Source organism: Serratia sp. Tan611 (assembly GCF_905188235.1).
GTDB lineage: Bacteria > Pseudomonadota > Gammaproteobacteria > Enterobacterales > Enterobacteriaceae > Serratia_B > Serratia_B rhizosphaerae.
In genome coordinates this window covers 4374187-4399408 of the sequence record NZ_LR994655.1, presented here as the reverse complement: position 1 = coordinate 4399408, position 25222 = coordinate 4374187, and the positions used below count along the sequence as shown (strand labels likewise).

At 60.2% G+C, this 25222-nt stretch carries 25 protein-coding genes and 1 other RNA gene; 5 read left to right on the top strand and 21 right to left on the bottom strand.

All coding sequences use genetic code 11. The features are described from left to right. Window positions 1-7: 7 nt before the first annotated feature. The 3 genes from diaA to TAN611_RS20695 form a co-directional block, all read right to left on the bottom strand. Window positions 8-598 carry a DnaA initiator-associating protein DiaA gene (gene diaA, locus TAN611_RS20705; protein WP_015961975.1) on the bottom strand — a complete coding sequence of 197 codons (591 nt, stop codon included), beginning with the start codon at window positions 596-598 and terminating at the stop codon, window positions 8-10. A gap of 72 nt (window positions 599-670) precedes the next feature. Then, window positions 671-1024, bottom strand: coding sequence for a YraN family protein (locus tag TAN611_RS20700; protein WP_203067803.1), 354 nt, complete (start codon window positions 1022-1024; stop codon window positions 671-673). After that, a complete protein-coding gene (locus TAN611_RS20695) occupies window positions 1021-3072 on the bottom strand; it encodes a penicillin-binding protein activator (protein ID WP_203066961.1) in 2052 nt (683 codons plus the stop codon). Before TAN611_RS20695 ends, TAN611_RS20700 begins: the two co-directional genes overlap by 4 nt. Before the next feature lie 62 nt (window positions 3073-3134). On the opposite strand from TAN611_RS20695, the gene rsmI reads away from it, so the two are divergent. Together rsmI and rnpB are read left to right on the top strand one after the other, a co-directional pair. After that, window positions 3135-3998 (top strand): 16S rRNA (cytidine(1402)-2'-O)-methyltransferase, encoded by an 864-nt coding sequence (gene rsmI, locus TAN611_RS20690; protein WP_105232734.1) that lies wholly within the window; start codon window positions 3135-3137, stop codon window positions 3996-3998. A 120-nt stretch (window positions 3999-4118) separates the two neighbouring features. Then, an RNA gene (gene rnpB / locus TAN611_RS20685) (RNase P RNA component class A) lies at window positions 4119-4496 on the top strand. 62 nt (window positions 4497-4558) lie between these two features. Here rnpB and narI read toward each other — a convergent pair. The 6 genes from narI to TAN611_RS20655 form a co-directional block, all read right to left on the bottom strand. Further along, entirely contained in the window at window positions 4559-5239 is a 681-nt protein-coding gene (gene narI, locus TAN611_RS20680; protein WP_105232733.1) for a respiratory nitrate reductase subunit gamma, read from the bottom strand. Continuing rightward, window positions 5236-5931, bottom strand: coding sequence for a nitrate reductase molybdenum cofactor assembly chaperone (narW, locus tag TAN611_RS20675; protein WP_111736313.1), 696 nt, complete (start codon window positions 5929-5931; stop codon window positions 5236-5238). The genes narI and narW overlap by 4 nt, the downstream gene beginning before the upstream one ends. After that, window positions 5931-7475, bottom strand: a complete 1545-nt coding sequence (narH, locus tag TAN611_RS20670; RefSeq protein ID WP_105232731.1) for a nitrate reductase subunit beta — start codon at window positions 7473-7475, stop codon at window positions 5931-5933. The genes narW and narH overlap by 1 nt, the downstream gene beginning before the upstream one ends. Continuing rightward, a complete protein-coding gene (locus TAN611_RS20665; RefSeq protein WP_105232730.1) occupies window positions 7472-11212 on the bottom strand; it encodes a nitrate reductase subunit alpha in 3741 nt (1246 codons plus the stop codon). Before TAN611_RS20665 ends, narH begins: the two co-directional genes overlap by 4 nt. Before the next feature lie 82 nt (window positions 11213-11294). Next, window positions 11295-12683, bottom strand: coding sequence for a nitrate/nitrite transporter NarU (narU, locus tag TAN611_RS20660; protein ID WP_187043990.1), 1389 nt, complete (start codon window positions 12681-12683; stop codon window positions 11295-11297). Window positions 12684-12990: 307 nt separating this feature from the next. Then, window positions 12991-13458: a nuclear transport factor 2 family protein gene (locus tag TAN611_RS20655; protein WP_187043992.1), complete on the bottom strand. Its 468-nt coding sequence runs from the start codon at window positions 13456-13458 to the stop codon at window positions 12991-12993. Window positions 13459-13562: 104 nt separating this feature from the next. Here TAN611_RS20655 and TAN611_RS20650 point away from each other — a divergent pair, with 104 nt between their 5' ends. After that, the gene (locus TAN611_RS20650; protein ID WP_111736317.1) at window positions 13563-14126 is read left to right on the top strand and encodes a TetR/AcrR family transcriptional regulator; all 564 of its coding nucleotides are present in this window, start codon (window positions 13563-13565) and stop codon (window positions 14124-14126) included. Between the two features lie 34 nt (window positions 14127-14160). Here TAN611_RS20650 and TAN611_RS20645 read toward each other — a convergent pair whose 3' ends face one another. Beyond that, the gene (locus TAN611_RS20645) at window positions 14161-14862 is read right to left on the bottom strand and encodes a pirin family protein (protein ID WP_105232724.1); all 702 of its coding nucleotides are present in this window, start codon (window positions 14860-14862) and stop codon (window positions 14161-14163) included. Between the two features lie 232 nt (window positions 14863-15094). Here TAN611_RS20645 and TAN611_RS20640 point away from each other — a divergent pair, with 232 nt between their 5' ends. Next, window positions 15095-15991, top strand: coding sequence for a LysR family transcriptional regulator (locus tag TAN611_RS20640; RefSeq protein ID WP_105232722.1), 897 nt, complete (start codon window positions 15095-15097; stop codon window positions 15989-15991). A gap of 32 nt (window positions 15992-16023) precedes the next feature. Here TAN611_RS20640 and TAN611_RS20635 read toward each other — a convergent pair whose 3' ends face one another. From TAN611_RS20635 to TAN611_RS20585, 11 genes are all read right to left on the bottom strand, one after another. Next, a complete protein-coding gene (locus tag TAN611_RS20635; RefSeq protein WP_203066960.1) occupies window positions 16024-17010 on the bottom strand; it encodes a glutathione S-transferase family protein in 987 nt (328 codons plus the stop codon). A gap of 65 nt (window positions 17011-17075) precedes the next feature. Continuing rightward, complete coding sequence (locus TAN611_RS20630) at window positions 17076-17471, bottom strand: DoxX family protein (protein WP_105232720.1); 396 nt, start codon at window positions 17469-17471, stop codon at window positions 17076-17078. Window positions 17472-17742: 271 nt separating this feature from the next. Beyond that, the gene (locus TAN611_RS20625; RefSeq protein WP_105232719.1) at window positions 17743-18027 is read right to left on the bottom strand and encodes a YqjK-like family protein; all 285 of its coding nucleotides are present in this window, start codon (window positions 18025-18027) and stop codon (window positions 17743-17745) included. Then, the gene (locus TAN611_RS20620) at window positions 18024-18425 is read right to left on the bottom strand and encodes a phage holin family protein (protein WP_105232718.1); all 402 of its coding nucleotides are present in this window, start codon (window positions 18423-18425) and stop codon (window positions 18024-18026) included. Before TAN611_RS20620 ends, TAN611_RS20625 begins: the two co-directional genes overlap by 4 nt. 2 nt (window positions 18426-18427) lie before the next feature. Further along, the gene (locus TAN611_RS20615) at window positions 18428-18733 is read right to left on the bottom strand and encodes a YqjD family protein (RefSeq protein WP_105232717.1); all 306 of its coding nucleotides are present in this window, start codon (window positions 18731-18733) and stop codon (window positions 18428-18430) included. 150 nt (window positions 18734-18883) lie between these two features. Continuing rightward, complete coding sequence (locus tag TAN611_RS20610; RefSeq protein ID WP_203066959.1) at window positions 18884-19255, bottom strand: DUF1090 domain-containing protein; 372 nt, start codon at window positions 19253-19255, stop codon at window positions 18884-18886. A gap of 171 nt (window positions 19256-19426) precedes the next feature. Next, window positions 19427-19804 (bottom strand): EnvZ/OmpR regulon moderator MzrA, encoded by a 378-nt coding sequence (mzrA, locus tag TAN611_RS20605; RefSeq protein WP_105232715.1) that lies wholly within the window; start codon window positions 19802-19804, stop codon window positions 19427-19429. Then, window positions 19801-20478 (bottom strand): DedA family protein, encoded by a 678-nt coding sequence (locus TAN611_RS20600; protein ID WP_105232714.1) that lies wholly within the window; start codon window positions 20476-20478, stop codon window positions 19801-19803. Before TAN611_RS20600 ends, mzrA begins: the two co-directional genes overlap by 4 nt. Before the next feature lie 114 nt (window positions 20479-20592). Beyond that, a complete protein-coding gene (locus tag TAN611_RS20595; RefSeq protein ID WP_105232713.1) occupies window positions 20593-21036 on the bottom strand; it encodes a hypothetical protein in 444 nt (147 codons plus the stop codon). 190 nt (window positions 21037-21226) lie between these two features. Then, a complete protein-coding gene (exuR, locus tag TAN611_RS20590) occupies window positions 21227-22003 on the bottom strand; it encodes a transcriptional regulator ExuR (RefSeq protein ID WP_105232712.1) in 777 nt (258 codons plus the stop codon). 121 nt (window positions 22004-22124) lie between these two features. Further along, window positions 22125-23423 (bottom strand): MFS transporter, encoded by a 1299-nt coding sequence (locus tag TAN611_RS20585; RefSeq protein ID WP_105232711.1) that lies wholly within the window; start codon window positions 23421-23423, stop codon window positions 22125-22127. A 378-nt stretch (window positions 23424-23801) separates the two neighbouring features. On the opposite strand from TAN611_RS20585, the gene uxaC reads away from it, so the two are divergent. Continuing rightward, window positions 23802-25214 carry a glucuronate isomerase gene (gene uxaC / locus TAN611_RS20580; protein WP_111736319.1) on the top strand — a complete coding sequence of 471 codons (1413 nt, stop codon included), beginning with the start codon at window positions 23802-23804 and terminating at the stop codon, window positions 25212-25214. The last annotated feature ends 8 nt before the right edge of the window (window positions 25215-25222 follow it).

The window sequence follows — 25222 nt, the reverse complement described above, 5'->3', positions numbered from 1 at the left end:
TCCTTAATCAATCGTCCTGGTGGGGAAACAGCGTATTATCAATCAGGTCGCATAGGCAGTTTACCGTCAGCATATGCATTTCCTGAATTCGTGAACTGCGGTGTGACGGAATGCGGATTTCTACGTCCTGCTGACCCAGCAAACCGGCCAGCTCCCCGCCGTCGTACCCTGTCAGCGCCACGATGGTCATATCGCGGGTGACGGCGGCTTCAACGGCCTTCACAATATCACGGCTATTGCCGCGGGTGGAAATAGCCAGCAGCACGTCGCCGGTCTGTCCGAGCGCGCGCACCTGCTTGGCATACACTTCATCATGCAACCGATCGTTGGTGATGGCGGTCAGCACCACATTGTCCGCGTTCAGGGCGATCGCCGGCAGGCTGGGCCGTTCGGTTTCGAAGCGATTAATCATGCTCGCCGCAAAATGCTGGGCATTGGCGGCGGAGGTGCCGTTGCCGCAGCACAGGATCTTATTGCCGTTGAGCAGCGACTGCACCAGCGTCATCGCCGCCCGGGAAATGGCGTCCGGCAGCGCTTCCGCCGCCGCGATCTGGGTCTGAATGCTTTCGGTAAAACAGGTTTTGATTCTTTCTAACACGTTGTCATTATCCAGGCCGGCTGCACCGGCAACGTAGAACTTATCTCATCGGCTATGCCCTGCGGCAGACGCTTAATCCGCATTGAAGGCATTGGGTATCCATTCTAACTGGCTGCCGGTGAAGGCCAAAACGTCAAAACGGCAAGGCGATGTGTCGAAACTGGCGCCTCGCCCCGCCAGCCAGACGGCGGCGGCGCGCAGCAGGCGCTGTTGTTTGCGATAGGTGACGCTGGCGGCGGCATCGCCAAAGGTGGCGTTGCGCCGGTAGCGGACCTCCACGAACACCCAGGTCTGGCCGTCGCGCATAATCAGATCGAGCTCGCCGCCGCGCACCGCCACGTTGGCGGCGACGAAGGCGAGCCCGGCGCGTTCCAGGTAGCGGCGGGCCTGTACTTCATAGCCCGCCCCCTTGGTGCGTTGGCTCAGGAGGCCGGAACGATCTGACCCTGACGATATTGCAGCCAAGGCAGCTTCCTGTTGATCACGCAGTTAGACGATGCGGTCAGCGCGCCGGTGGCGCCGGACAGCTGGAACCCCGGCAGCTGACGCATTTCGGAGAAGTGGTTCGCCAGTTGCCAGGCGTCCACGCCCATGGCGTACAGACGCATCAGGGAGTAGTCGTTGCGGAACTTGGCGGCGGCCTGTCGCATCAGCTGCGGGTTGGCGCCGGCCAGCATCGGGATATCGCTGAACTGCAGGCCTTCCATTTCCAGACGGAAGTCCGGGCCGGAACCGGCCTGATAGCTGCGTGAGCTGGCGTACAGCGTCGGCTTGCCGCGACCGCTGATATTCATATCGATCATTGGCTTGATCAGCGTCAGCTGCGAGCGGTTGGCGACGATATAAACCGCGTCGACTCGGCCGCCGGTGGCGGCCGGGATATCGCTCGGCGGCGCCGGGATGGTCAGGCCGGCAACGGTGACCGACTGCTGCGCCGGAGCGCTGGCGGCCACCGGGGTGCCGGACAGGCGGATGCCGGAGCGCACCGACTGACGCAGTTCATTCACGGAGCCGATGTTCTGCTGCAGCACGGTGCCGCCGCCCTGTTTCTGCCACTCTTCGGCAAAGGCTTTGGCGACGCGGCTGCCGAACGAACCGTGCGGAACCAGCAGCAGCGGCTGACGCTTCTGCTGCGTCCAGATATGGCGGGCGGCGTCGCGCGCCTCATCTTCCGGCGACAGGGCGAAGTAGCAGACGTTCGGGCTGTCCTGCGGCGTTTCCGGCTGGTTGAGCGCCAGCACGTTCAGCGAAGTGCTGGTGCTGGCCAACTGATCGACGTTGTTCTTCAGCAGCGGGCCGACCACCAGGGTCGCGCCGTCCTGCTGCGCCTGCGTCAGCAGGGCGGACAGCGGCTGGCTGGAGGTGTCATACACTTTAATCTGCGCGTTGCTCATCTGCGGCTGTGCCGGCGCCGGCGTTGCGGCCGGGGCGCTTGGCTGCGCGGCGCTGATTGGCGCGGCGGCGGCGGCTTCTTCCGCCGGCGCGGAGGTGCTCACCGCGCCGTTGGCGTTAAGATCGCCGGACTGCGCGTCAGGCGCCGTCACCGGCTGCTCTGCGCTGCCACCGGCCGGCTGCGCTTGCGGCTGTGGCTGCGCTGGAGCCGGGGCGCCGGCGGTGCCGTTCTTCGCCGCTTCAAAGCCTTGCTGGATGGCGTCGGCAAATACCTTCGCCTGGCCGTTCATCGGCAACAGCAGGGCGATGTTGGAGGTGGACGCCTGGGTAAGGTTCAGCGCCTGGTTCAGTTGGGTCGGCAGCGACTTGGCGGCCGGGTTTTGCGGATAGCGGTTCTGCCAGTCCTTGATGCCGGCTTTCAGCATCTCCGGATCCTGACGGTTCTCCTGATAGACGCGCAGCAAATCCAGCCAGCCCTGCAGCACGTTTTCGTCGGCGTTGATCACCAGGCTGTTCATATCCTGCGGCGTCAGGCCCAGTAGAGTCTTCCAGGTCTGGTCCAGGTTATCCTGGTGCGCCTTGTCGTTCAGCAGCGGCTCCTGCGCGATATAGGCGCGGATCAGCGGCAGTGAGGCCTTGCCCTGGTTGGCGGCGATCTGCGCCTGATAGAAGCGTACGCGCTGGTTCGGCGACAGCGTGTTGTTGTCGATGCCGTTCAGCGTGTTGCGTGCGGCGCTGAGGTTTTTGCCCGCGATTTGCAGCTCGGCGTTCAGCAACTGGCGCTCCGTCTGCCGTTCGCCGCTCAGGTTCTGTGGCAGCGCGCTCAGCTGTTGGTTAGCCTGCGGCAGCTTCCCTTCGCGCAACAATGCGCGAATAGCAAGTAATTGCCAGTCAGCCTTGTTATTATCGCTGCTCTGCTGCATTTGCTGCAGATAGTAATCGGAGCTGGCGCTCGCCTCGTCCTGAATATTGGCGGGCGGAGTCTGCGGAGCCTGGCCTGGGCAGCCTGCAAGCAGCAGGGTGGCCACGATAACAGGCATAAAACGCCCTGCTTTGGTACGAACGAATTTTGAGGAAAGCATACTGTATCCAGTGATGTTTTTTTCAAGATGCTCAATATTAAATCGGCAATCCGGATGAAACAATGAATCAACACCAACAATCAGTCATTTCTGCATCAACGCTGTACGTGGTGCCCACCCCGATCGGCAATTTGGGGGATATCACCCAACGCGCGTTAGCGGTGCTGGAAAGCGTTGATCTGATCGCGGCGGAAGACACGCGCCATACCGGATTGCTGCTGCAACACTTCGCGATTAACGCGCGGTTGTTTGCCCTGCACGACCATAATGAACAGCAAAAAGCTGACCAACTGCTGGCGAAGCTGCAGGAAGGTCAAAGTATAGCCCTGGTTTCCGATGCCGGGACGCCGCTGATCAACGATCCCGGCTATCACCTGGTGCGGCGCTGCCGCGAAGCGGGCATCCGCGTGGTGCCGCTGCCGGGCGCCTGCGCCGCCACGACCGCGCTGTGCGCCGCCGGCGTCGCTTCAGACCGTTTCTGTTACGAAGGCTTCCTGCCGGCGAAAACCAAGGGACGTAAGGATACGCTGCTCGCGCTGGCAGAGGAACCTCGCACGCTGATTTTCTATGAATCCACCCACCGCCTGCTGGACAGCCTGCAGGATATGGTGACGGTGTGGGGGCCGGATCGCTACGTGGTGCTGGCGCGTGAACTGACCAAAACCTGGGAGTCGATTTACGGCGCGCCGGTCGGCGAGCTGCTGGCCTGGGTGCAGGAAGACGAGGTGCGCCGGCGCGGTGAGATGGTGCTGATCGTCGAAGGGCATAAGGCGCAGGACGATGCGCTGCCGCCGGAGGCGCTGCGTACGCTGGCGCTGCTGCACAAGGAGCTGCCGCTGAAGAAAGCGGCGGCGCTGGCGGCGGAAATCCACGGCGTGAAGAAGAATGCGTTGTATAAATACGCGCTCGAGCAACAGGAAGGGTGACAAATCGGTCAGGAACCGATTTGAACGCTGCTTGCAGCGGCCCCGAAGGGGCGAGGCCCTGTGATGGGCCGAATATAAGAAGGTTTACACTGTTGTGCCTTGAGGCGTATACTCCGCGCCGGAGTTGACCAGACAGTCGCCGCTTCACTGCCGTCCTCATTGGGGAGACAGGTGGAGGGGAGGAAAGTCCGGGCTCCATAGGGCAGGGTGCCAGGTAACGCCTGGGGGGCGCAAGCCTACGACTAGTGCAACAGAGAGCAAACCGCCGATGGCCCGCGCAAGCGGGATCAGGTAAGGGTGAAAGGGTGCGGTAAGAGCGCACCGCGCGGCTGGCAACAGTTCGTGGCACGGTAAACTCCACCCGGAGCAAGGCCAAATAGGGGTTCACATGGTACGGCCCGTACTGAACCCGGGTAGGCTGCTTGAGCCAGTGAGCGATTGCTGGCCTAGAGGAATGACTGTCCACGACAGAACCCGGCTTACCGGTCAACTCCACTCCTCTTCAAACAAACGGGCTGGCGCATTGCGTCAGCCCGTTTGCTTTTGTCACGCCGCCGGCGCTAGCGGCGCGAGCGCACCACCTGATAGCGGCGGGTGAAGTACTCCACCGGCGCACTCCAGACGTGCACCAGACGGGTGAACGGAAACAGCAGAAAGATGGTCATGCCGAGCACCAGATGGATGCGGAAGATCGGCGCGACGCCGTCCAGATGCGCCGAGGCGCCGCCCTGGAAGGTGACCACCGCCTGCGCCCAGCCCACCAGCTTCAGCATTTCGCTGCCGTCCATATGCTGGGCGGAGAAGGGAATGGTGGACAATCCCAGCAGGCACTGAATCAGCAGAATGCTGAGGATCAGAATATCGGCGGTGCTGGAGGTGGCGCGGATGCGCGGATTAAACAGCCGGCGCACCAGCAGCATCATGCCGCCGACCAGCGTCAATACGCCACACACGCCGCCCAGCACCATCGCCAGCTGCTGTTTGACGGCGATCGGCAGGAACCAGGCGTACATCCAGTGCGGCGTCAGCATGCCGAACAGGTGGCCGAAAAAAATCCCCAGAATGCCGATATGAAACAGATTGGAGGCCAGACGCATACCGCGTTTGTCCAGCATCTGGCTGGAGCCGGCGCGCCAGGTGTATTGCCCGTAGTCGTAACGCAGCCAGCTGCCGAGCAAAAAGACCGTACCGCACAGGTAGGGGTAGATATCGTAAAAGAAGACGTTCAGAAACGGGATCATTTCGGGCCTCCTGAACCGACGTCGACATACTGCGGCGCGACGTCCTGGCTAAAGCGCCGCTGGTAACTCTGCTGCGGCGAACTGTCGCAGGCGGCGCTGTTGTCGTCGATAAATTTCACCTGTTCTTCCTCCCACACGGCGTCCATCGCCTGCGGCGTGTCGTCGCGCGTTTCCGCTGCCGCCTGTCGGCTGGCGTTATCGCTGCGCAGCGGACTGTCGGCCAGGGTCAGCAGCGCGTCAAACAGCGGCTGCCACGCCGCGCCGCGCTGCTTCAGCCGGGCGCCGAGCAGCGCCAGAATCGGCGCTACGTTCTGCAACCCTTCCCGCGCCTGCGCGGGGGGCAGAATGCTGAGGTATTCCAGGTAGAGAGGCAGATAGTCCGGCAGTTCCCGGCAGGCCAGCTGCAGACCCTGCTGCTGATACTGCCCCATCAGTTCCACCATCGCCTGGCCGCGGTCGCGGGACTCGGCGTGCACGTGCTCAAACAGCAGCAGCGAGGTGGCGCGCCCGCGGTCGAAAATCTCGCACCATTCCGCCTGCCGGTCCAGCAGCGGGGCGCTAAACAGCGTGCGGGTAAACGGCAGCAGTTCGGGCGCCTGTTGCTCGACCAGCGGCAGCACCTCGTCGGCGCAGGCCCACAGATCGTCGTCCGGGTAGTCGATCAGCAGGCCAATGACTTTCAGGATTTGCATCACTTGCCCTCCGCCTTGTCCTGCACTTCGGTGATGTTGATGGCGTCAATGCGGCTGCTGTTGAACAGGTTGAACTTGGTGTCGGAGCCGTGGCAGCCGTCGCCGAAGGTAAAGCCGCAGCCGTTGCGTTCCGGGAAGGCGTCTTCGGCCATTTCCCGGTGGCTGGTGGGGATCACAAAGCGATCCTCATAGTTGGCGATCGCCAGATAGCGGTACATCTCCTCCACCTGTTCGACGCTGAGGCCGACCTCTTCCAGCGCGCGGGTGTCCGTCACGCCTTCCACGGTTTGCGAGCGTTTGTAGTGGCGCATCGCCATCATGCGCTTCAGCGCACGCAGCACCGGGCCGGTATCACCGGCGCTGAGCAGGTTGGCCAGATACTGCACCGGGATGCGCAGGCTTTCTACCGCCGGCAAAATATTGCCGTTGTGCGGCAGCGCGCCGGCGTCGGCCACTGACTGAATCGGCGACAGCGGCGGCACGTACCACACCATCGGCAGCGTGCGGTACTCCGGGTGCAGCGGCAGCGCCAGTTTCCAGTCCATCGCCATTTTGTACACCGGCGATTTTTGCGCCGCCTCGATGACGTTTTGCGGGATCCCCTGTTTCAGCGCCTCTTCGATCACCGCCGGATCGTGCGGATCGAGAAATACCTCACACTGGCGCTCATACAGATCGGTTTCATGTTCGGTGCTGGCGGCCTCCTCGATACGGTCCGCGTCATACAGCAGCACGCCCAGATAGCGGATGCGGCCGACGCAGGTTTCCGAACAGACGGTCGGCTGGCCGGACTCAATGCGCGGATAGCAGAAGATGCACTTCTCCGATTTGCCGCTTTTCCAGTTGAAGTAGATTTTCTTGTACGGACAGCCGCTGATGCACAGCCGCCAGCCGCGGCACTTATCCTGGTCGATCAGGACGATGCCGTCCTCTTCCCGCTTGTAGATCGCGCCGCTCGGGCAGGTGGCGACGCAGCTGGGGTTGAGGCAGTGCTCGCACAGGCGCGGCAGGTACATCATGAAGGTGTTTTCAAACTCGCCGTACATCTCCTTCTGCATTGCTTCAAAGTTTTTATCGCGGGCTCGTTTCTCAAACTCGCCGCCGAGCAGCTCCTCCCAGTTGGGGCCCCACTCGATTTTGTCCATGCGCTGGCCGCTGATCAGGGAACGCGGCCGGGCGGTGGGCTGATGCTTGCTTTCCGGCGCGCTGTGTAGATGTTGATAGTCGTAGGTGAAAGGTTCGTAATAGTCGTCGATGCCGGGCAGGTTAGGGTTGGCGAAGATCTTGGACAGCACGCCGACGCGGCTGCCGAGGCGCGGCTCCAGTTTGCCGTTGATCTTGCGGATCCAGCCGCCTTGCCAGGTGTCCTGATCCTCCCAGTTTTTCGGGTAGCCGATGCCCGGCTTGGTCTCCACATTGTTGAACCACGCGTACTCCATCCCTTCGCGCCCGGTCCAGACGTTTTTACAGGTGACCGAACAGGTATGGCAGCCGATGCATTTATCGAGGTTGAGCACCATGCCCACTTGCGAACGTATTTTCATTTTTTCGGCTCCTGTACCTGATCGTGACCTTCATCATCCAGCCAGTTAACGTTTTTCATCTTGCGGATCATGATGAATTCGTCGCGGTTCGAGCCGACGGTGCCGTAGTAGTTAAAGCCGTAGGCCAACTGGGCGTAGCCGCCGATCATATGGGTGGGTTTGGGGCAGACGCGGGTGACGGAGTTGTGGATGCCGCCGCGCATGCCGGTTACCTCGGAGCCGGGGATATTCATGATGCGCTCCTGGGCGTGGTACATCATGGTCATGCCGGGCGGCACGCGCTGGCTGACCACCGCGCGGGCGGTCAGTGCGCCGTTGGCGTTGAAGGCCTCGATCCAGTCGTTATCCTCTATGCCCAGCTCGCGGGCGTCGGCTTCGCTCAGCCAGACGATCGGCCCGCCGCGCGACAGCGTCAGCATCAGCAGGTTTTCACTGTAGGTGGAGTGGATGCCCCATTTCTGGTGCGGCGTCAGGAAGTTCAGCGCTTTTTCCGGGAAGCCGTTGGGCGGCACGGCGCGCATTTTGCTGACGCTCCGGGTATCGATCGGCGGACGGTAGGCCACCAGGCTTTCGCCGAAGGCGCGCATCCACGGATGATCCTGATACAGCTGCTGGCGGCCGGACAGCGTGCGCCACGGGATCAGCTCATGGACGTTGGTATAGCCGGCGTTATACGAAACGTGTTCGCTCTCCAGCCCTGACCAGGTCGGGCTGGAGATGATTTTGCGCGGCTGCGCCTGAATATCGCGAAAGCGGATCTTCTCCTCTTCCTTATTGCGCGCCAGGTGGGTGTGGTCGCGGCCGGTAAACTCGCCGAGCGCCTGCCAGGCTTTCACCGCCACCTGGCCGTTGGTTTCCGGCGCCAGCGTCAGGATCACCTCTGAGGCGTCGAGCGCGCTGTCGATCAGCGGTCGCCCCTTGGCCGGCCCGGTAGTTTTGGTGTAATTGAGCTTGCCGAGGAACGCCACCTCGTTCTGCGTTTCCCAACTGATGCCCTTGCCGCCGTTGCCCAGCTTATCCATCAGCGGGCCGAGGGAGGTAAAGCGCTCATAGGTGGCGGGGTAGTCGCGTTCTACCGCTACGATATTCGGCGCGGTTTTGCCGGGGATCAAATCGCACTCATGGTGGCGCCAGTCCTGGATGTCGAACGGCTGCGCCAGCTCCGCCGGCGAGTCGTGCTGCAGCGGCTGCAGCACCACATCGGTTTCCTGTCCCAGGTGACCGACGCAGGTCTCGGAAAACGCCTTGGCGATGCCCTTATAAATTTCCCAGTCGCTTTTTGATTCCCAGGCGGGGTCGACCGCGGCGGACAGCGGGTGAATAAACGGATGCATATCCGAGGTATTCATATCGTCCTTTTCATACCAGGTGGCGGTCGGCAGCACAATATCGGAGAACAGACAGGTGCTGGACATGCGGAAATCGAGGGTGACCAGCAGATCCAGCTTGCCTTCAATGGCCGCCTGCTGCCACTCGACCTCTTCCGGCTTCACCTCGTCCGTTTCACCCAGCGCCTCGCCCTGAATGCCGCTGTCGGTGCCGAGCAGGTACTTCAGCATATATTCATGGCCCTTGCCGGAGGAGCCCAGCAGGTTGGAGCGCCAGACAAACAGGTTGCGCGGGTGATTGCCGCCGCTGTCCGGTTGTTCACAGGCGAAACGGATATCGCCGGTTTTCAGCGCCTGCACGGTGTAATCGATCGGGGAAATGCCTGCGGCGTCGGCCTGCGCCCTGATGCGCAGCGGGTTCAGGTTGAGCTGCGGGGAGGAGGGCAGCCAGCCCATGCGCTCGGCGCGCACGTTAAAGTCAATCAGGTGGCCGCTGAAGCGGCCGGCATCGGCCAGCGGGGAGAGCAGCTCCTGGGCGGTGAGTTTTTCGTAGCGCCACTGGCTGGCGTGGTTGTAGAAGAAGGAAGTGCTGTTCATCTGCCGCGGCGGGCGGTTCCAGTCCAGCGCGAACGCCAGCGGCAGCCAGCCGGTCTGCGGCCGCAGCTTCTCCTGGCCGACATAGTGCGCCCAGCCGCCGCCGCTTTGTCCCACACAGCCGCAGAACACCAGCATATTGATCATGCCGCGGTAGTTCATGTCCATGTGGTACCAGTGATTGACCCCGGCGCCGAGAATAATCATCGAGCGGCCGTGGGTTTTATGCGCGTTATCGGCGAACTCCCGGGCGATACGCTCAATATGCTGCTGCGGCACGCCGGTGATCTGCTCGGCCCAGGCCGGGGTATAGGCTTTGATCTCTGAGAAATCCTGCGCGCAGTGGGGGTCGTCCAGTCCGCGGTCCAGGCCGTAGTTGGCCAGCAGCAGATCGTACACGCAGGCGACCCGCGCTTCGCCGCCATCGGCCAGCGTCAGGCGTTTGACCGGCAGCTGATGCACCAGCACCGGCGTCTGCGGCACGCTGCGAAAGTGCGGGTTCTCATTGCCGCCGAAGTAAGGGAAGGCGACGCCGGCCACCTCATCGTGCTCGCCCAGCAGGGAAAGCCGCAGCTCCGTTTCTGCGCCGGCCGCCAGCGGTTCCAGGTTCCATTTGCCTTTTTCGCCCCAGCGGAAACCGATGGAACCATTGGGCGCCACCGGTTCGCCCGTCTGGCTGAACGCCACCGTTTTCCATTCCGGGTTGTTGCTTTCCCCCAGGTTGCCGACCAGATCGGCGGCGCGCAGCATGCGGCCCGGCACGTAGCTGCCGTCTTCGCGCGCTTCCAGTATCACCAGCATCGGCATATCGGTGTAGCGCCGGCAGTAGTTGAGGAAATAGTCGCTGGGGTTATCCAGGTGGAAGGCTTTTAAAATCACGTGTCCCATCGCCATGGCGAGCGCGCTGTCGGTGCCCTGCTTGGGCGACAGCCACTGGTCGCACAGCTTCGCCACTTCGGAGTAGTCGGGCGTGATGGCAATGGTTTTGGCGCCTTTGTAACGTACTTCGGTAAAGAAGTGCGCGTCCGGCGTGCGGGTCTGCGGTACGTTCGAGCCCCAGGCGATCAGGTAGCTGGAATTGTACCAGTCGGCGGATTCCGGCACGTCGGTCTGTTCGCCCCAGGTCATCGGCGAGGCCGGCGGCAGGTCGCAGTACCAGTCGTAAAAACTCAGGCAGGTGCCGCCGATCAGCGACAGATAGCGGGTGCCAGCGGCGTAGGAGACCATCGACATCGCCGGGATCGGCGAGAAGCCGGCCACGCGATCCGGGCCGTAGTGTTTGATGGTCCAGACGTTGGCCGCGGCAATCAGCTGATTCAGCTCGCGCCAGTTGGAACGTACAAAACCGCCGTGGCCGCGTACCTGTTTGTAGCCGGCGGTTTTTTGCGGATCGCTCTGGATGGCATCCCAGGCGGCGACCGGATCGCCGTGCTGCTGCAGGGCTTCACGCCACAGTTCAATCAGGCGCTTGCGCACCAGCGGATACTTCAGGCGGTTAGCGCTGTAGAGATACCAGGAGTAACTGGCGCCGCGCGGGCAGCCGCGTGGTTCGTGGTTGGGCATATCGGGGCGGGTGCGCGGGTAATCGGTCTGCTGGGTTTCCCAGGTAACCAGGCCGTTTTTGACATAGATCTTCCAGCTGCAGGAGCCGGTGCAGTTGACCCCGTGGGTAGAGCGGACGATTTTATCGAATTGCCAGCGCTGCCGGTAACTGTCTTCCCAGTCGCGGTTGCTGTCCATCACCTGGCCGTGGCCGTCCGCAAACGTGTCGCCTTTTTGCTTAAAGTAGCGAAAGCGATCGAGTAGCTTACTCATGACATTTCTCCTGACAGGGCTGCTCACACCCTGTGGTTACACTGCTCACAGATTGCTGATTGGGCCCGCTGCAACGGGTCGATTATTTCTTGGCAGGCGTGCGGCGACCGTAAACCAACCAGGTCACCAGTACGCAAACGACGTAAAACACGAGAAAGACCTTCATCGCGCCGACCGGCGAGCCGGTCATCGCCAGTGAGGTGCCGAAGGCTTTGGGAATAAAGAAGCCGCCGACGGCGCCGATGGCGGAGATAAAGCCCAGCGCGGCGGCGGTATCGGTCACCGCTTCGTGCTGCGCCTGTTCATCGCTGCCGCCGCGCGCCTTCACCCTGTCGATGGTGATGCGGCGGAAGATCACGGCGATCATCTGGAAGGTGGAACCGCTGCCCAGCCCGGCGGTGAGAAACAGCCCCATAAACACCAGATAGAACGCCAGGAAACTGCCGGAGCCGCTGCCGGGCAGGGTCAGGAACAGCAGGGCGGTAAACAGCGCCATAAACACGAAGTTGATCAGGGTGACGCGCACGCCGCCCAGCTTGTCGGAGATCACGCCGCCCATCGAACGCGCCAGCGCGCCGATAAACGGGCCGAAAAACGCCAGCTGCAGAATATCTACCTCGGGAAACTGCGTCTGGGCCAGCATGGCGAAGCCGGCGGAAAAACCGATAAACGAACCGAAGGTGGCCAGATACAGCAGCCCTAACAGCCATAGGTGCAGGCGCTTTAGCACCGGCAGCTGTTCGGCGATCGAAGCTTTCGAGCTGGCGATATCGTTCATGCCGACCCAGGCGGCCAGAGTGGCCACCAGCAGCAGCGGCACCCAGATCCAGGCGGCGTTGGCCAGCCACAGCGTGGCGCCGTCTTCCTGAGCGACGCCCGGTACGCCGAGCAAGGTAAACAGCGGCAGCAGGATCACCAGCGGCGCGATCATCTGCATCACGCTGACGCCCAGATTGCCGAGGCCGCCGTTAATCCCCAGCGCGCTGCCCTGCCGGGCCTTCGGGAAGAAAAAGCTGATATTGCCCATGCTGGAGGCAAAGTTGGCGCCGGCAAAGCCACACAGCAGGGCGATAACGATAAACACCCAGTAAGGCGTGGCAGGGTGCTGAATGGCGATGCCGAGCGCCACGCAGGGGATCACCAAAATCACGGTGCTGATCACCGTCCAGTGGCGGCCGCCGAACATCGGCACCATAAACGAGTAGGGCACGCGCAGCAGCGCGCCGGAGAGCGAGGGCAGTGCGGTCAGTAAAAACAGCTGGTCGGTGGTGAAGTGAAACCCCACCTTGTTGAGGTTAACGGCCACGGCGCTGAACAGCATCCAGACGCAGAACGCCAGCAGCAGACAAAAAACGGAAATCACCAGATTACGACGCGCGATGCCTTTACCTTTATTGTTCCAGAAGGCCTCGTTCTCCGGCCGCCAGTCACGCAAAAGATAGGGATTATCTTTCTCAGTTTGTTGCGACATATGCCCTCACTAAATGGCTAACCTAATGAAAACACGATTGAATATTATAATTGCCCGGCGGGTTATTTTTTAACCTGTCGAACGGGTTTTAGATTGAAGCGTAGATGAAGAATGCCGCTTATGTGATATATCGACTTATTCTGTGGGGTTATGTATGTAACTTTTTGTGTCTGAAGGTGAGGGAGTATATCGTTGGCGAGATTAAGCCGGCGGCGTTGGCGCGTGACGAATCAGGCCTGTTGCACCGCCGCCGGCGTTGGGTTGTTACCTTACTACTGTCGATGGCCGCAGCTTGCCTGGGACACGTTCAGAAACCACAGTCGCTCAGTCCCGGATGATCGTCCGGGCGTCTGCCCAGCGGCCAGTGGAAACGGCGTTCGGCCTCGGCAATCGGACAGTCGTTGATACAGGCGAAGCGGGTGGTCATTAGCCCCTGCGCATTAAATTCCCAGTTCTCGTTGCCGTAGCTGCGGTACCAATTACCGGAATCGTCATGCCACTCATAGGCGAAGCGCACCGCGATTCTGTGTGCGTCAAACGCCCATAACTCTTTGATCAGGCGGTAATCCAGCTCCTTCTGCCACTTGCGCTGTAAAAACTGCACCACTTCATCACGTCCGTTAACGAACTCGGCGCGGTTGCGCCACCGGGTGTCCGGCGCGTAGACCTGCGCTACACGTTGTGGATCGCGACTGTTCCAGGCGTCTTCGGCCAGACGGACTTTTTGCCGGGCGCTGTCCGGCATAAAGGGCGGCAGCGGGGAACGGGTTTCCATGATACTTTCCTCTTGGTATGTAGACAGAGTTGTCTACATGTGCAGGTTATCTTGTGTAGACAGACTTGTCTACATGCTGCGATAATCTCTGCCAGGAGGCATTCATGACCACAGCCGATTCACGCAGCGCGCGCGAGCGCATTATTGATACCGCCCACCGTCTGTTTTACCAAGATGGCATCCGTGCCACCGGTATCGACCGTATTATCAAACAGGCCGGGGTGACCAAGGTGACCTTTTATCGCCACTTTCCCGCCAAAAACGATCTGATTCTGGCGTTTTTACGCTATCGGCATGAACGCTGGATCGCCTGGTTCCGCGAGACGCTGGCGCGGGAGATGGCCAACGGCGGCACGCTGCCGCAGGCGTTGCCCGCCACGCTGGCACAGTGGTTCGCCACGGCGGATTTTCGCGGCTGCGCGTTTATCAATACGGCAGTGGAAATGGCCGACAGTCTGCCGGAAACGCTGGTGCAGGCGCGTGAGCACAAGCAGGATATGATGCGGGAGATCGCCGCTTTCCTGCCGGATGACCGGCAAGGGGCGCGCGAGGCGCATAAGCTGGCGTTATTGGTCGACGGGGCGATCGTGATGGCGCAGCGTGGGGAAAAGGGGGCTGAGGTGCTTTCGTTACTGCGCGAATGCGTGGCGGATAGCCTGAAACGCTAGGCGCAGGCGTCCGGCGACCTGCGCATTGAGGCGTTTACTCCGGGAGATCGATCAGCAACGCGCGCAGCGGCGTTTCAGCCCGCAGCGTAAGCAGAGTTTCGTTATGCACGAAAGCGCCGTCGCCGCAGGTCAGGTGCTGCGGCGCATGGTGCTCGCCGTGGGCGGAACAGGCGCCGTGGATCGATTGCAGATAGGCCCGCGGGCCGTGCAGCGGCAACGTCAGTGCTTCCCCGGGCGCTAAATCCAGGTGGTGAATCCACACCTGCTGGCGTAAATGCAGACTGCCCTGTGCGCCGTCCGGCGAGGCCAGCAACTGGTGGGACTGCGGTTGCAGCGCCAGGCGCTGAATACGCTCGTTGGCGCGTTCCGGGCAGGCGTCCAGCCACAGCTGCATACGCGTCAGCGGCGTGTCGGCACTGAGGTTTTGCTCGCCGTAGCTGACGCCATTATGCGCCGCCAGCAGCAGGGCTTCGCCGGCGGCGGCGCGGACGCTGTTGCCGTCGTTATCACGGTACTCTGCTTCCCCCTGCAGGATCAGGTTGATGATGTCGACATTGGGGTAGGCGCGCGGCTGCAGAGCAGCGCCCGGCGCCAGCACTTCCTGGTTCAGCACCCGCAGCGAGGCGTAGCCCATCAGTTTGGGATCGAAGTAGTGTCCGAAAGAAAAGGTGTAGCGAGCCTGCAGCCAACCAAAGTCAGCTTGCCCGCATTGTTCTGCTGTTCTGCATGTGATCATGGCAATGGGCTCTCTAATTTCAATCTGTATATCCTAAATAATTCGAGTTGCAGGAAGGCGGCAAGAGAAGGAATCCCGATGAGCTGACTCGGGTCAGTGATTCGGGTGACTGAGCGCAGCCAACGCACCTGCAGCTTGAAGTATGATGGGTATAAATGGTAAGCATCTGGACGGCAGATTGTTAGCCAGTTAATCTGGTTGCCATATTCAAATTTCCTGACAGAGAGATGCAATGGCCAGAGATCGGGCGTTAACGCTTGAAGCGTTAAGGGTGATGGATGCCATCGATCGCCGCGGCAGTTTTGCCGCAGCGGCAGATGAGCTGGGCCGGGTGCCGTCGGCGCTCAGCTACACCATGCAAAAACTGGAAGAAGAGCTGGACGTGGTGCTGTTTGACCGTTCCGGCCACCGCACTAAATTCACCAACGTCGGCCGTATGCTGCTGGAACGCGGCAGGGTACTGCTGGAAGCGGCCGATAAGCTGACCACCGACGCTGAAGCGCTGGCGCGCGGCTGGGAAACGCACATCACCATCGTCAGCGAGGCTCTGTCGCCGCCCAGTTTGCTGTTTCCGCTGGTCGACAAGCTGGCGCTGAAGGCCAATACCCAGGTGTCGATTTTGAGCGAAGTGCTGGCCGGCGCCTGGGAGCGTCTGGAACAGGGGCGGGCCGATATTGTGATCGCGCCGGATATGCATTTTCGCGCCTCGTCGGAAATTAATACCCGCAAACTGTATAAAGTGATGAGCGTCTATGTGGCTGCGCCGGATCACCCGATTCACCAGGAGCCGGAACCGCTGTCGGAAGCCACCCGGGTGAAATACCGCGCCATTGCGGTGGCGGACACCGCGCGTGAACGCCCGGTAATTACCGTCCAACTGCTGGATAAGCAGCAGCGGCTGACCGTCAGCACCATCGAAGACAAGCGTCTGGCGCTGTTGGCCGGCCTGGGCGTGGCGACCATGCCGTATTCCATGGTGGAAAAAGATATCGAAGAGGGGCGGCTGCGTGTCGTGGGGCCGGAATACAGCCGTGAGGCGGACATTATCATGGCCTGGCGGCGCGACAGTATGGGCGAGGCGAAAGCCTGGTTCCTGCGTGAGATCCCGCGGCTGTTCGCCCAGAAATAATTAAAACCTCGCCGAATGGCGAGGTTTTTTTATTAGCGGAAACGCTGGTCGCGGCCGTGCGGCTCATTCAAATCCTGCGCCGGGCCGATGGAGATAATGCCGTACGGATTGATGGTGGCGTGACTGCGGTAGTAGTGATGGCGGATATGCGCCATATCGACCGTCTCATCGACGCCCGGCAGCTGATAAATATCGCGCAGAAAACCGTACAGATTCAGGTAGTCGCTGATGCGCCGCTTGTCGCATTTAAAGTGGGTGACATACACCGGATCGAAGCGCACCAGCGTGGTCCACAGGCGTAAATCCGCCTCGGTCAGCCGATCGCCGGTCAGATAACGGTGCTGGCCGAGGATCTGCTCCAGCCGCTCCAGCGAAGTGAACACGCCGTTCACCGCTTCATCGTACGCTTCCTGACTGGTGGCAAAACCGGCTTTGTAGACGCCGTTATTGACCGTGTCATAAATCCAGCCGTTCAGCCGATCAATTTTTTCGCGCAACTCGGCCGGGTAATAATCGCCGGCGCGTGCGCCCACGCCGTCAAAGGCGCTGTTGAACATGCGCAGGATATCGGCGGATTCGTTGCTGACGATGGTCTGCCGCTGCTTATCCCACAGCACCGGCACGGTCACGCGGCCGCTGTAGTGCGGATCGGCGCGCAGGTAGAGCTGGTAAAGAAAATCGGCGTGGTACAGCGGGTCGCCGCTGGCGCCGGGAAAATCGTCAGCGAAGGTCCAGCCGTTTTCCAGCATCAGCGGATGCACCACGGAAACCGGAATAATCTGCTCCAGCCCTTTCAGTTTACGCATCAGCAGCGTGCGGTGCGCCCACGGGCAGGCGAGGGAAACGTACAGGTGATAGCGATCTTTTTCCGCGACAAACCCGCCGTCGCCGTGCTCGCCGGGCTGTCCATCGGCGGTGATCCAGTTGCGGAACTGGGAGGTAGAACGCTTGAAGCGGCCACCGGTGGATTTGGTGTCGTACCAGACGTCTTGCCAAACGCCGTCAACGAGTTGTCCCATGGGTGTCTCCTTCGTCTTGTATGACAGAACGGGAGTCAGGCATGCCTGACTCCCCTAAGATTAGTTTACCACTTCTTGTTCAGCAGGCGGTCGATGCTGAATGCGCCCGGACCGGCGATGGCCAGCACGATATAACCGCCGGCGATGGTCAGGTTTTTCATAAACATCAGCTGGTTAACACCATCTGCAAAGTTAGTGTGGAACAGCAGCGCGGTCAGAATGGTGAAGCCGGCGGTAAACAGCGCCGTGGTGCGCGTCAGGAAGCCGAACAGAATCGCCAGGCCGCCGCCGAACTCCAGCAGGATGGTCAACGGCAGCAGGAAGCCCGGTACGCCCATCGATTGCATGTACTGCTGAGTGCCGGCGTAAGCGTCGCCCATTTTGCCGTAGCCGGCGACGATAAACAGGATTGGCATCAGAATACGCGCCACCAACAAACCGGTATCTTCTAATTTTTTCATCATTCACTCCAAAAGTTTTTTGCGCCACGCTGGCTGTGTTATGTCATCTGGCGGCGCGCAGAGCGTTGTTCTGCCGTGCCGTCCGTTTCGATGGAATGAATGTTAATCGGGAAGCGTACACTTTGTTAGCAAGTAAAATTGCTATAATCTTTCAAAAATCATGAATATTTAGCTGGCTAACATTTGTGGCGTAAATATAAAGAGTCACGGCGCACGACGTACGCCGTGGTCAGAGCCACGGAATAAGGCAGAAAAGGGCAAGGGAGAAGGGTTAGCGGGAGAGGGTTTTGCGCAGCAGGCGCACGGTGCCCCAGGCGCTGAAGGCCCGGCGCGACCAGCGAATCAGCTTGCTGGGGTGGCGCATGCCGTACAGGGCGACCACGCCGGAGCCGAGCAGCAGGTACTTGCGCATGCCGAACAGGGCTTGATAACCGCGGTCAATGTGTTCGGTTTTGTCCAGCCACTGTGCTTTATTGTCGCCCAGGTCGGCGCGCTGCTGCTCGATCCGGCTAATCAACTGCTGTTTTCTGACGGCCAGCGCCCGGCGGCGGCTCATTTTTTCCCCTCCAGCGCGGCGCGGTCCAGCTCCAGCTGTTTGCGCGTTTCGGCCAGCAGCGTGGTGCGTTTCACTTTCACCAGCGTCCAGATCACGCCCACCACGGCCAGAAACAGCAGCACGCCGGTCGTAGTGCCCAGCGCCATCACGCGGTAGGCCGGGTCGATCGCCCAAAACAGCAGGATCAGCAGGCTCATCAGGCCGAAAGCGGTAAACAGCAGAGTAATGCCGACCAGCAGCATCAGCTGAATCAGGTTGGCTTTTTCCTCTTCCAGTTCAACGACCGCCAGCTTAAGCCGTGATTCCACCATGCCGACCAGGATGGTGATAATACGCTGGCCGATGTCCAGGACCCCTTTGGCGGGGCCCTGCGCACGGGATTGCTCGTGCTCGTTCATGATTAACGACGCGCCAGCAGAACGCCCAGCACGACGCCGACTGCTGCGCCGATACCGATGCCGGTCCATGGATTGTCGCGCACATAGTCGTCAGCCTGGCCGGCGATCTGTTTGGTCTGGTTAGCCAGTTTGTCGCCGGCGTCGCCCAGACGGGCGCGGGTGTCTTTCAGCGCGCCCTGCGCTTTGGAACGCAGCTTTTCCAGTTCGGCCTTCGGCTTATCGGTGGAAGAGTTCAGCACCTCTTCCAGGGTGTCGGCTAAGGACTTCAGTTCAGCGCGTAAGTTTTCTGCATTTGCATCTTTTGCCATTTCTCTAACTCCTTAACGTTAACTCCAAGAGAATTCCAACATAGCGGATTTTTTTACGGCAGCAAAGCACTCAGATGGCGAATATCACTGCGGAAACGATTATTTTCCTATGAATATTCCGAATGCCGGGCGCTGTGCTCCGCTGGCCGTCTATTCCGCCTGTGCCTGTTTCAATTCGGCTTCGGCTTCCGCCAGCTTCTGCTGCTTTTTGGTGATTTTATCCAGTTTGCCGGTTTGCTGGGCTTCTTTCAGCTCCTGGCGGCGTTCCGACACTTTATGCTGTTTCTCTTCAATTTTTTTCTGCCGCTCGGCCTGCAGACCCGCATCGGTGCAATGGGCCTGCACTTCACCCAGCGCCGTTTTCAGCCCGGCGACGCGTTGGCTGTTGCCGTGCTGGGTGGCGTAATCAATCTGCTGCTGAATTTCCTGCTCTTTGGTGGCACAGCCGCCCTCGGCCGCTATCGAAAAAGAGGCGAAGGTGGATAAAAAGAGGGCCAAAGGGGCGGTATAGCGTAACTTCATCTGTCGGTTCCTTGTTAATGGGATGCATGGGGATGTATCCGTTTTCCTGCTGGGCGATGGGGAATTACGCACTGACATCGCCGTTATTCAGCATAGTCACTAAATCGCTCGGATAGCAAAGATCCGTGCCGAAAAGCCAAACGACTGTTTATAAAATGAGCGCTTCGCGACCTATCCCAGATCTTGCGGCGTGCTGCTGACCAGCTTACGTATCCAGTGGCTGGGGGCGGGGAGCTCGCTCAGCGCGATGGTATAGCCGGGAGGCAGAATGGCCTGCAGCGTTTCCCGCGCCAGTAACTGTTGCTGGGGGGAGTCCAGGCGGATGACCAGGCCATCTCCTTCCGGCGTAATGCTTTTAATACGGATGCCGCGTGCATCCAGACGTTGGTAAACGTAGAAACCGTCCGGCAGCGACAGGCCTTGTTGGGTCGAGCGGATGCGCAGTTCGGTTTCAGTGCGCACCATGGCGGGCAGAAAAAACACCGAAAGCGCCAGCAGGGCCAGCGCGATAATCAGTGCATACTGCCAGCGGGAGCGCGGCGTGGTCACGCGCCGTTGCCCGTATTTTGGCTGGCGCGCTTTTTGCGCCACAGCACGATCAACGACCCGACCAGGCCGACCACCAGCAGCACCAGCGGCAGCATCATCAGGCAGAACATCAGCTGATCTTCGTATTTGCGGAACACCGGCGTTTTACCGAGCGCAAAGCCCAGGCTGGTCAGGATCACCACCCACAGCAGGCCACTCATCCAGTTGAAGAACTGGAAGCGAGCGTTGCTCAGGCCAGACAGGCCGGCGATGGTAGGCAGCAGCGTGCGTACAAAGGCCAGAAAACGGCCGACCAGCAGCGCCGACAGGCCGTGGCGGTGGAACAGTTGGTGTGCGCGCTGGTGGTAGTGGGCGGGCAGGTGCGACAGCCAGCTCTGCACCGTGCGGGTATTGCCCAGCCATTTGCCCTGTATATAACTGACCCAGCACCCCAGACTGGCGCCGACGGTCAAAATAAAGATGGTGAGCGGGAAATTCATGGTGCCTTTGGCGATCAGCACGCCGACCAGAATCAGCAGACTGTCGCCGGGCAGGAAAGCGGCGGGCAGCAGGCCGTTTTCCAGAAACAGAATCATAAACAGCAGCACATACAGCGTCCACACCAGCGAAGGGTTCGCCAGCGTTTCGAAGTCCTGCTGCCATAAGGCATCCAACAGTTGCTTAATGATATCCATCCAGTGTTCCTAAAACGTCTTTGCCTGATTTCTCTTGGCGGCCTGGTTGCCGGTATGCTGGCGCCGCGGGTGAACGGTGAGGTGTTTTTACTTGTGAGTGGTAACCCATGCCGATCATGAATGGTAAGTCAGCGTACCTCGGTACAGCATGTTGCTCGCTTTCCAGCCGCCGACCCGGCTTTGCTGGTGGGATGTGCGGAGCATCCAGTTAACCTGGTCAAGACGGTTGGACGCCGGCGCCGCCTGGCGCGGATAGCGGCTCTCTCGCCGCGCCTCTGTTAAAGCATAGGCGGGGATGGGGGAAACGGCAGAGAGCGGGGCGCTATGGCAGGGAGGATTGCGCGACAGCAGCAGCGGCCATTTTTTCCCCGGCGTTTTGCTGCGCAGGTCGGCCGGCGGGCGTAGCGCCTGCAGATAGTCGTTCTGGGCAGCTGTCGCGTCGTTCGGCTGGGCGTTTTGCAGCGCAGAAGATGCCGGTTGCATGGTATAGAGCTGGTGGCCGGAGACCGCGCCGGTCCAGCACAAAAGAGCAATCAGCATGGCAAACAACCAGCGCATGAATTCGCGTTCCGCCCCCGCAGTAATAAGGCTAAAAAAAGTGGTCTGATTTTAGCAAAGCCGCCCGATCGGCAACAGAGAAATCTCTACTGCCGCCGGTGAATTATTACACGGGAAACGGCGCTGACCGCATTGATTCAGCGTATTTTACAATACCTGACATAAGGTAAGATTATTTGACCGCCATCGACTATTTGTTGCTGCCGGCTGCGCTGTCCAGATGCGGCAGCGGATTCTCGGCGAACAGGTAACGGTCAACGTTATATTCGAAATCGTCGGTGGTGGCGTTGAACAGCATCTGCTTGGTGTTTTCCAGGTGTTGCCACATCGCCAGCTTGGCGGCGGCGGGGTCTTTGCGCATCAACGCCTTGAGAATCTGGTCATGGTCATCGCACCAGCTGTCGATCGAGCGATCGTCAATATGCTCGTGCAGTTTAATCCAGTAAGGGTTGTGCACCCGCTGGCTCCACATTTTTTCGACGATGGTCGCCATTGCGGTATTCTGCGTCGCAAGCGCGATCTGCACGTGGAACTTCAGATCCCACTGTGAATCGCGGAAGCGATCCTCCCGGCGGGCGTTTTCCTGAATCTCCATCAGCTGCACGATGTCCTGTTTGGTGACCTGCGTGGCGGCGAACTCGGCGATATTGCTCTCAATCAGCTGGCGCGCCTGCAGCAGCTCGAACGGCCCGACGCTGGCGAATTCGATGCTGTCGCCCGGCACCACCAGGTGTTTTTGCTGGTTGGAGATCACGTGGATCCCGGAGCCCTTGCGCACTTCGACGTAGCCTTCCACTTCCAGCATGATAATCGCCTCGCGCACCACGGTGCGGCTGACGTTCATCTCTTCGGCGATATAGCGTTCCGCCGGCAGTTTGTCGCCAACCGGATAAACGCCGCCTTCAATGCGTTGTTTCAGTTCGGCGGCCAGTTGCTGATATAAGCGTCTGCTTTCGGTGAATTCCATAATGAGTGCTCTGCGCTAGGAAAGGCGGGTTGCCAACAGATTTGTTATACCACTTATCCGGTTTTGCCGCCAGTGAATGGCGGCGGCGCAACCCGGCACATACGCCGGGCTGAGCGGGGGATTAACCGCCTGCGGCGGCGGTTTGCAGCGCTTCCTTTTCCCCGGCGGCGGCCGGACGATTTTGCAGCACCGTCCAGATCACGATGGCGCCCAAAATATCGAATACCGACAGGGCGGCGAACAGCGGGCTGAAGCCGAGCGTATCCGCCAGCGCGCCGACCACCAGGGCGAACAGCGTGCTGGCGGTCCAGGCCGCCATGCCGGTCAGGCCGTTGGCGGTCGCCACTTCGTTGCGGCCGAACACGTCGGAAGAGAGCGTAATCAGCGCGCCGGACAGCGCCTGATGCGCGAAGCCGCCGACGCACAGCAGCGCAATGGCGATATAGGGGCTGGAAAACAGGCCGATCATGCCGGGGCCGATCATCAGCACCGCGCCAAGCGTCACCACCAGCTTGCGGGATACGATCAGGTTAACCTTGAAATATTTCTGGAACAGCGGCGGCAGATAACCGCCGACGATACAGCCCAGATCGGCGAACAGCATCGGCATCCAGGCGAACATGGCGATCTCTTTCAGGTTAAAGCCGTAGGCCTTAAACATAAACAGCGGGATCCAGGCGTTAAAGGTGCCCCAGGCCGGTTCTGCCAGAAAGCGCGGCAGCGCAATGCCCCAAAACTGACGGTTGCGGACGATCTGCCAGGCGGACATTTTCTTGGCGTTGCTGGTCTGATGCTGGGCTTCCTGGCCGTCGAGGATATAGCTGCGCTCCTCGGCGCTGAGCTTCTTTTGGTCTTTCGGATGCTTATAGAAAATCAGCCAGCAGATGGCCCAGATCAGGCTCAGGGCGCCGGTGATGATAAAGGCCATTTCCCAGCTGTGGGCGACGATCGCCCACACCACCAGCGGCGGCGCGATCATGCCGCCGATTGACGATCCGACGTTAAAATAACCCACCGCGATCGAGCGCTCTTTGGCCGGAAACCATTCGCTGCTGGCCTTCAGTCCGGCGGGAATCATCGCCGCCTCCGCCATGCCGACCGCGCCGCGCGCCAGCGCCAGCCCGCCCCAGCTGTTGGCCAGCGCGGTGCCCATACAGAACAGCGCCCATAAAACGGCGAACATCGCATAGCCCACTTTGGTGCCGAGTACGTCGAGCACATAGCCGGCCACCGGCTGCATCACGGTATAGCAGGCGGAGTAGGCGGCGACGATATAAGAATATTGTTGGGTGGTGATATGTAAGGTGTTTTCCAGCGTCGGTGCGGCAACGGCAATCGCATTGCGGGTCAGGTAGCCCAGCACCGTGCCGATGGTCACCAGCCCGATCATGTACCAGCGTAACCCTTTGATCTTGCGCATGAGAAATCTCTCCCCGTCTTTAGCAGTCGTCGCGCTCATGGATGCTGCGCAACGTAGATAATGGTGATTCCCTGTCAGTAATGGTGTAACGCGTGTTCTGTTCGCCGGGGCTTCCCGCAGCGAGGTGAAGAGGCGAGACAATAACTTGTCATACAGATTTAAAAGTTGAGTGACATCACAAAAGTCATTATTCAGTTACGCAATAATATGGAGGCTATGCTTAGGTTTTTGGGTGATGAATTACGCTGTTAATGCCCGTTTAAGCGCCATTTTCACCGTGATAACGACGAAAAAAACCTGGACGCCGCCATTAATTGGTGTGATAACTTTTTAAATGAATGAGGCGACAAAACCCGCTACGCAAGCTGAGGACCTGATATGGCCACGTTTTTAGGCGAAGATTTTTTACTGGATACGGAATTTGCCCGGCGTTTGTACCATGAATATGCGGCGCAGCAGCCGATTTTTGACTATCACTGCCATCTGCCGCCGGAGCAGATCGCCGAGAACTATCGCTTCAAGAATCTGTATGACATCTGGTTGAAAGGCGATCACTACAAATGGCGTGCCATGCGCACCAACGGCGTGGCGGAACGCCTGTGCACCGGTGATGCCGGTGACCGGGAAAAATTCGACGCCTGGGCGGCAACCGTGCCGCACACCATCGGCAACCCGCTCTACCACTGGACGCATCTGGAACTGCGCCGGCCGTTCGGTATTACCGACACCTTGCTGTCGCCGGCGACGGCGGATACCGTCTGGCAACGTACCAATGAGCTGCTGACGCAAGATACGTTCAGCGCGCGCGGGATCATGCAGCAGATGAACGTGAAGATGGTCGGCACCACCGACGATCCGATTGACGATCTGCGCCACCACCGCGCGATTGCGCAGGATGCCGGTTTTAACATCAAGGTGCTGCCGAGCTGGCGGCCGGACAAGGCGTTCAATATTGATGCGCCGACCTTCACCGACTATCTGCAGCGGCTGACGGCCGCGTCCGATGTGGCGATCCGCCGCTTTGATGACCTGCGCCAAGCGCTGAGCAAACGGCTGGACCACTTTGCCGAGCACGGCTGCAAGGTGGCGGACCATGCGCTGGACGTGGTGGTGTACGCCGATGCCGACGAGGCGGCGCTGGATGCGATCCTGAGCCGGCGCCTTGACGGCGCGCTGCCGGACGACACGCAGAGCGCGCAGTTCAAAACCGCCGTGCTGGTGTTCCTGGCGGCAGAATATCAGCGCCGCGGCTGGGTGCAGCAGTATCACATCGGCGCGCTGCGCAATAACAACAGCCTGATGTTTGAGCGTATCGGCCCGGATATCGGCTTTGATTCGATCAACGACCGGCCGCTGGCGCAGCCGCTGTCGCGCTTGCTGGACGCCCAGGCGCGGCAGGGCGGGCTGCCGAAAACCATTCTGTACTGCCTCAACCCGCGCGATAACGAAGTGATCGGCACCATGGTGGGCAACTTCCAGGGCGAAGGGACGCCGGGCAAGATGCAGTTTGGCTCCGGCTGGTGGTTTAACGATCAAAAAGACGGTATGCAACGGCAAATGACCCAGCTGGCGCAGCTTGGTCTGCTGAGCCGCTTTGTCGGCATGCTGACCGACAGCCGCAGCTTCCTGTCTTATACCCGTCATGAATATTTCCGGCGCATTCTGTGCCAGATGATCGGACGCTGGGTTGAAGACGGCGAAGCGCCAGCGGACCTGGCGCTGCTGGGGGAGATGGTGAAAAACATCAGCTTCGACAACGCCAAAAACTATTTCGCCATTGAACTGGCCTAGCCGTCGCC

Excerpts from the sequence above, each read along its gene's own strand:
- TAN611_RS20650 (WP_111736317.1), top strand. The coding sequence starts at position 13,563 with ATGACCACAGCCGATTCACGCAGCGCGCGCGAGCGCATTATTGATACC.
- TAN611_RS20595 (WP_105232713.1), bottom strand. The coding sequence starts at position 21,036 with ATGCGCTGGTTGTTTGCCATGCTGATTGCTCTTTTGTGCTGGACCGGC.
- TAN611_RS20610 (WP_203066959.1), bottom strand. The coding sequence starts at position 19,255 with ATGAAGTTACGCTATACCGCCCCTTTGGCCCTCTTTTTATCCACCTTC.
- TAN611_RS20615 (WP_105232717.1), bottom strand. The coding sequence starts at position 18,733 with ATGGCAAAAGATGCAAATGCAGAAAACTTACGCGCTGAACTGAAGTCC.
- TAN611_RS20585 (WP_105232711.1), bottom strand. The coding sequence starts at position 23,423 with ATGCGCAAGATCAAAGGGTTACGCTGGTACATGATCGGGCTGGTGACC.
- exuR (WP_105232712.1), bottom strand. The coding sequence starts at position 22,003 with ATGGAATTCACCGAAAGCAGACGCTTATATCAGCAACTGGCCGCCGAA.
- TAN611_RS20645 (WP_105232724.1), bottom strand. The coding sequence starts at position 14,862 with ATGATCACATGCAGAACAGCAGAACAATGCGGGCAAGCTGACTTTGGT.
- TAN611_RS20600 (WP_105232714.1), bottom strand. The coding sequence starts at position 20,478 with ATGGATATCATTAAGCAACTGTTGGATGCCTTATGGCAGCAGGACTTC.
- TAN611_RS20640 (WP_105232722.1), top strand. The coding sequence starts at position 15,095 with ATGGCCAGAGATCGGGCGTTAACGCTTGAAGCGTTAAGGGTGATGGAT.
- narU (WP_187043990.1), bottom strand. The coding sequence starts at position 12,683 with ATGTCGCAACAAACTGAGAAAGATAATCCCTATCTTTTGCGTGACTGG.
- TAN611_RS20655 (WP_187043992.1), bottom strand. The coding sequence starts at position 13,458 with ATGGAAACCCGTTCCCCGCTGCCGCCCTTTATGCCGGACAGCGCCCGG.
- narW (WP_111736313.1), bottom strand. The coding sequence starts at position 5,931 with ATGCAAATCCTGAAAGTCATTGGCCTGCTGATCGACTACCCGGACGAC.
- TAN611_RS20635 (WP_203066960.1), bottom strand. The coding sequence starts at position 17,010 with ATGGGACAACTCGTTGACGGCGTTTGGCAAGACGTCTGGTACGACACC.
- uxaC (WP_111736319.1), top strand. The coding sequence starts at position 23,802 with ATGGCCACGTTTTTAGGCGAAGATTTTTTACTGGATACGGAATTTGCC.
- rsmI (WP_105232734.1), top strand. The coding sequence starts at position 3,135 with ATGAATCAACACCAACAATCAGTCATTTCTGCATCAACGCTGTACGTG.
- narH (WP_105232731.1), bottom strand. The coding sequence starts at position 7,475 with ATGAAAATACGTTCGCAAGTGGGCATGGTGCTCAACCTCGATAAATGC.
- TAN611_RS20695 (WP_203066961.1), bottom strand. The coding sequence starts at position 3,072 with ATGCTTTCCTCAAAATTCGTTCGTACCAAAGCAGGGCGTTTTATGCCT.
- TAN611_RS20665 (WP_105232730.1), bottom strand. The coding sequence starts at position 11,212 with ATGAGTAAGCTACTCGATCGCTTTCGCTACTTTAAGCAAAAAGGCGAC.
- narI (WP_105232733.1), bottom strand. The coding sequence starts at position 5,239 with ATGATCCCGTTTCTGAACGTCTTCTTTTACGATATCTACCCCTACCTG.
- TAN611_RS20620 (WP_105232718.1), bottom strand. The coding sequence starts at position 18,425 with ATGAACGAGCACGAGCAATCCCGTGCGCAGGGCCCCGCCAAAGGGGTC.
- TAN611_RS20630 (WP_105232720.1), bottom strand. The coding sequence starts at position 17,471 with ATGAAAAAATTAGAAGATACCGGTTTGTTGGTGGCGCGTATTCTGATG.
- TAN611_RS20625 (WP_105232719.1), bottom strand. The coding sequence starts at position 18,027 with ATGAGCCGCCGCCGGGCGCTGGCCGTCAGAAAACAGCAGTTGATTAGC.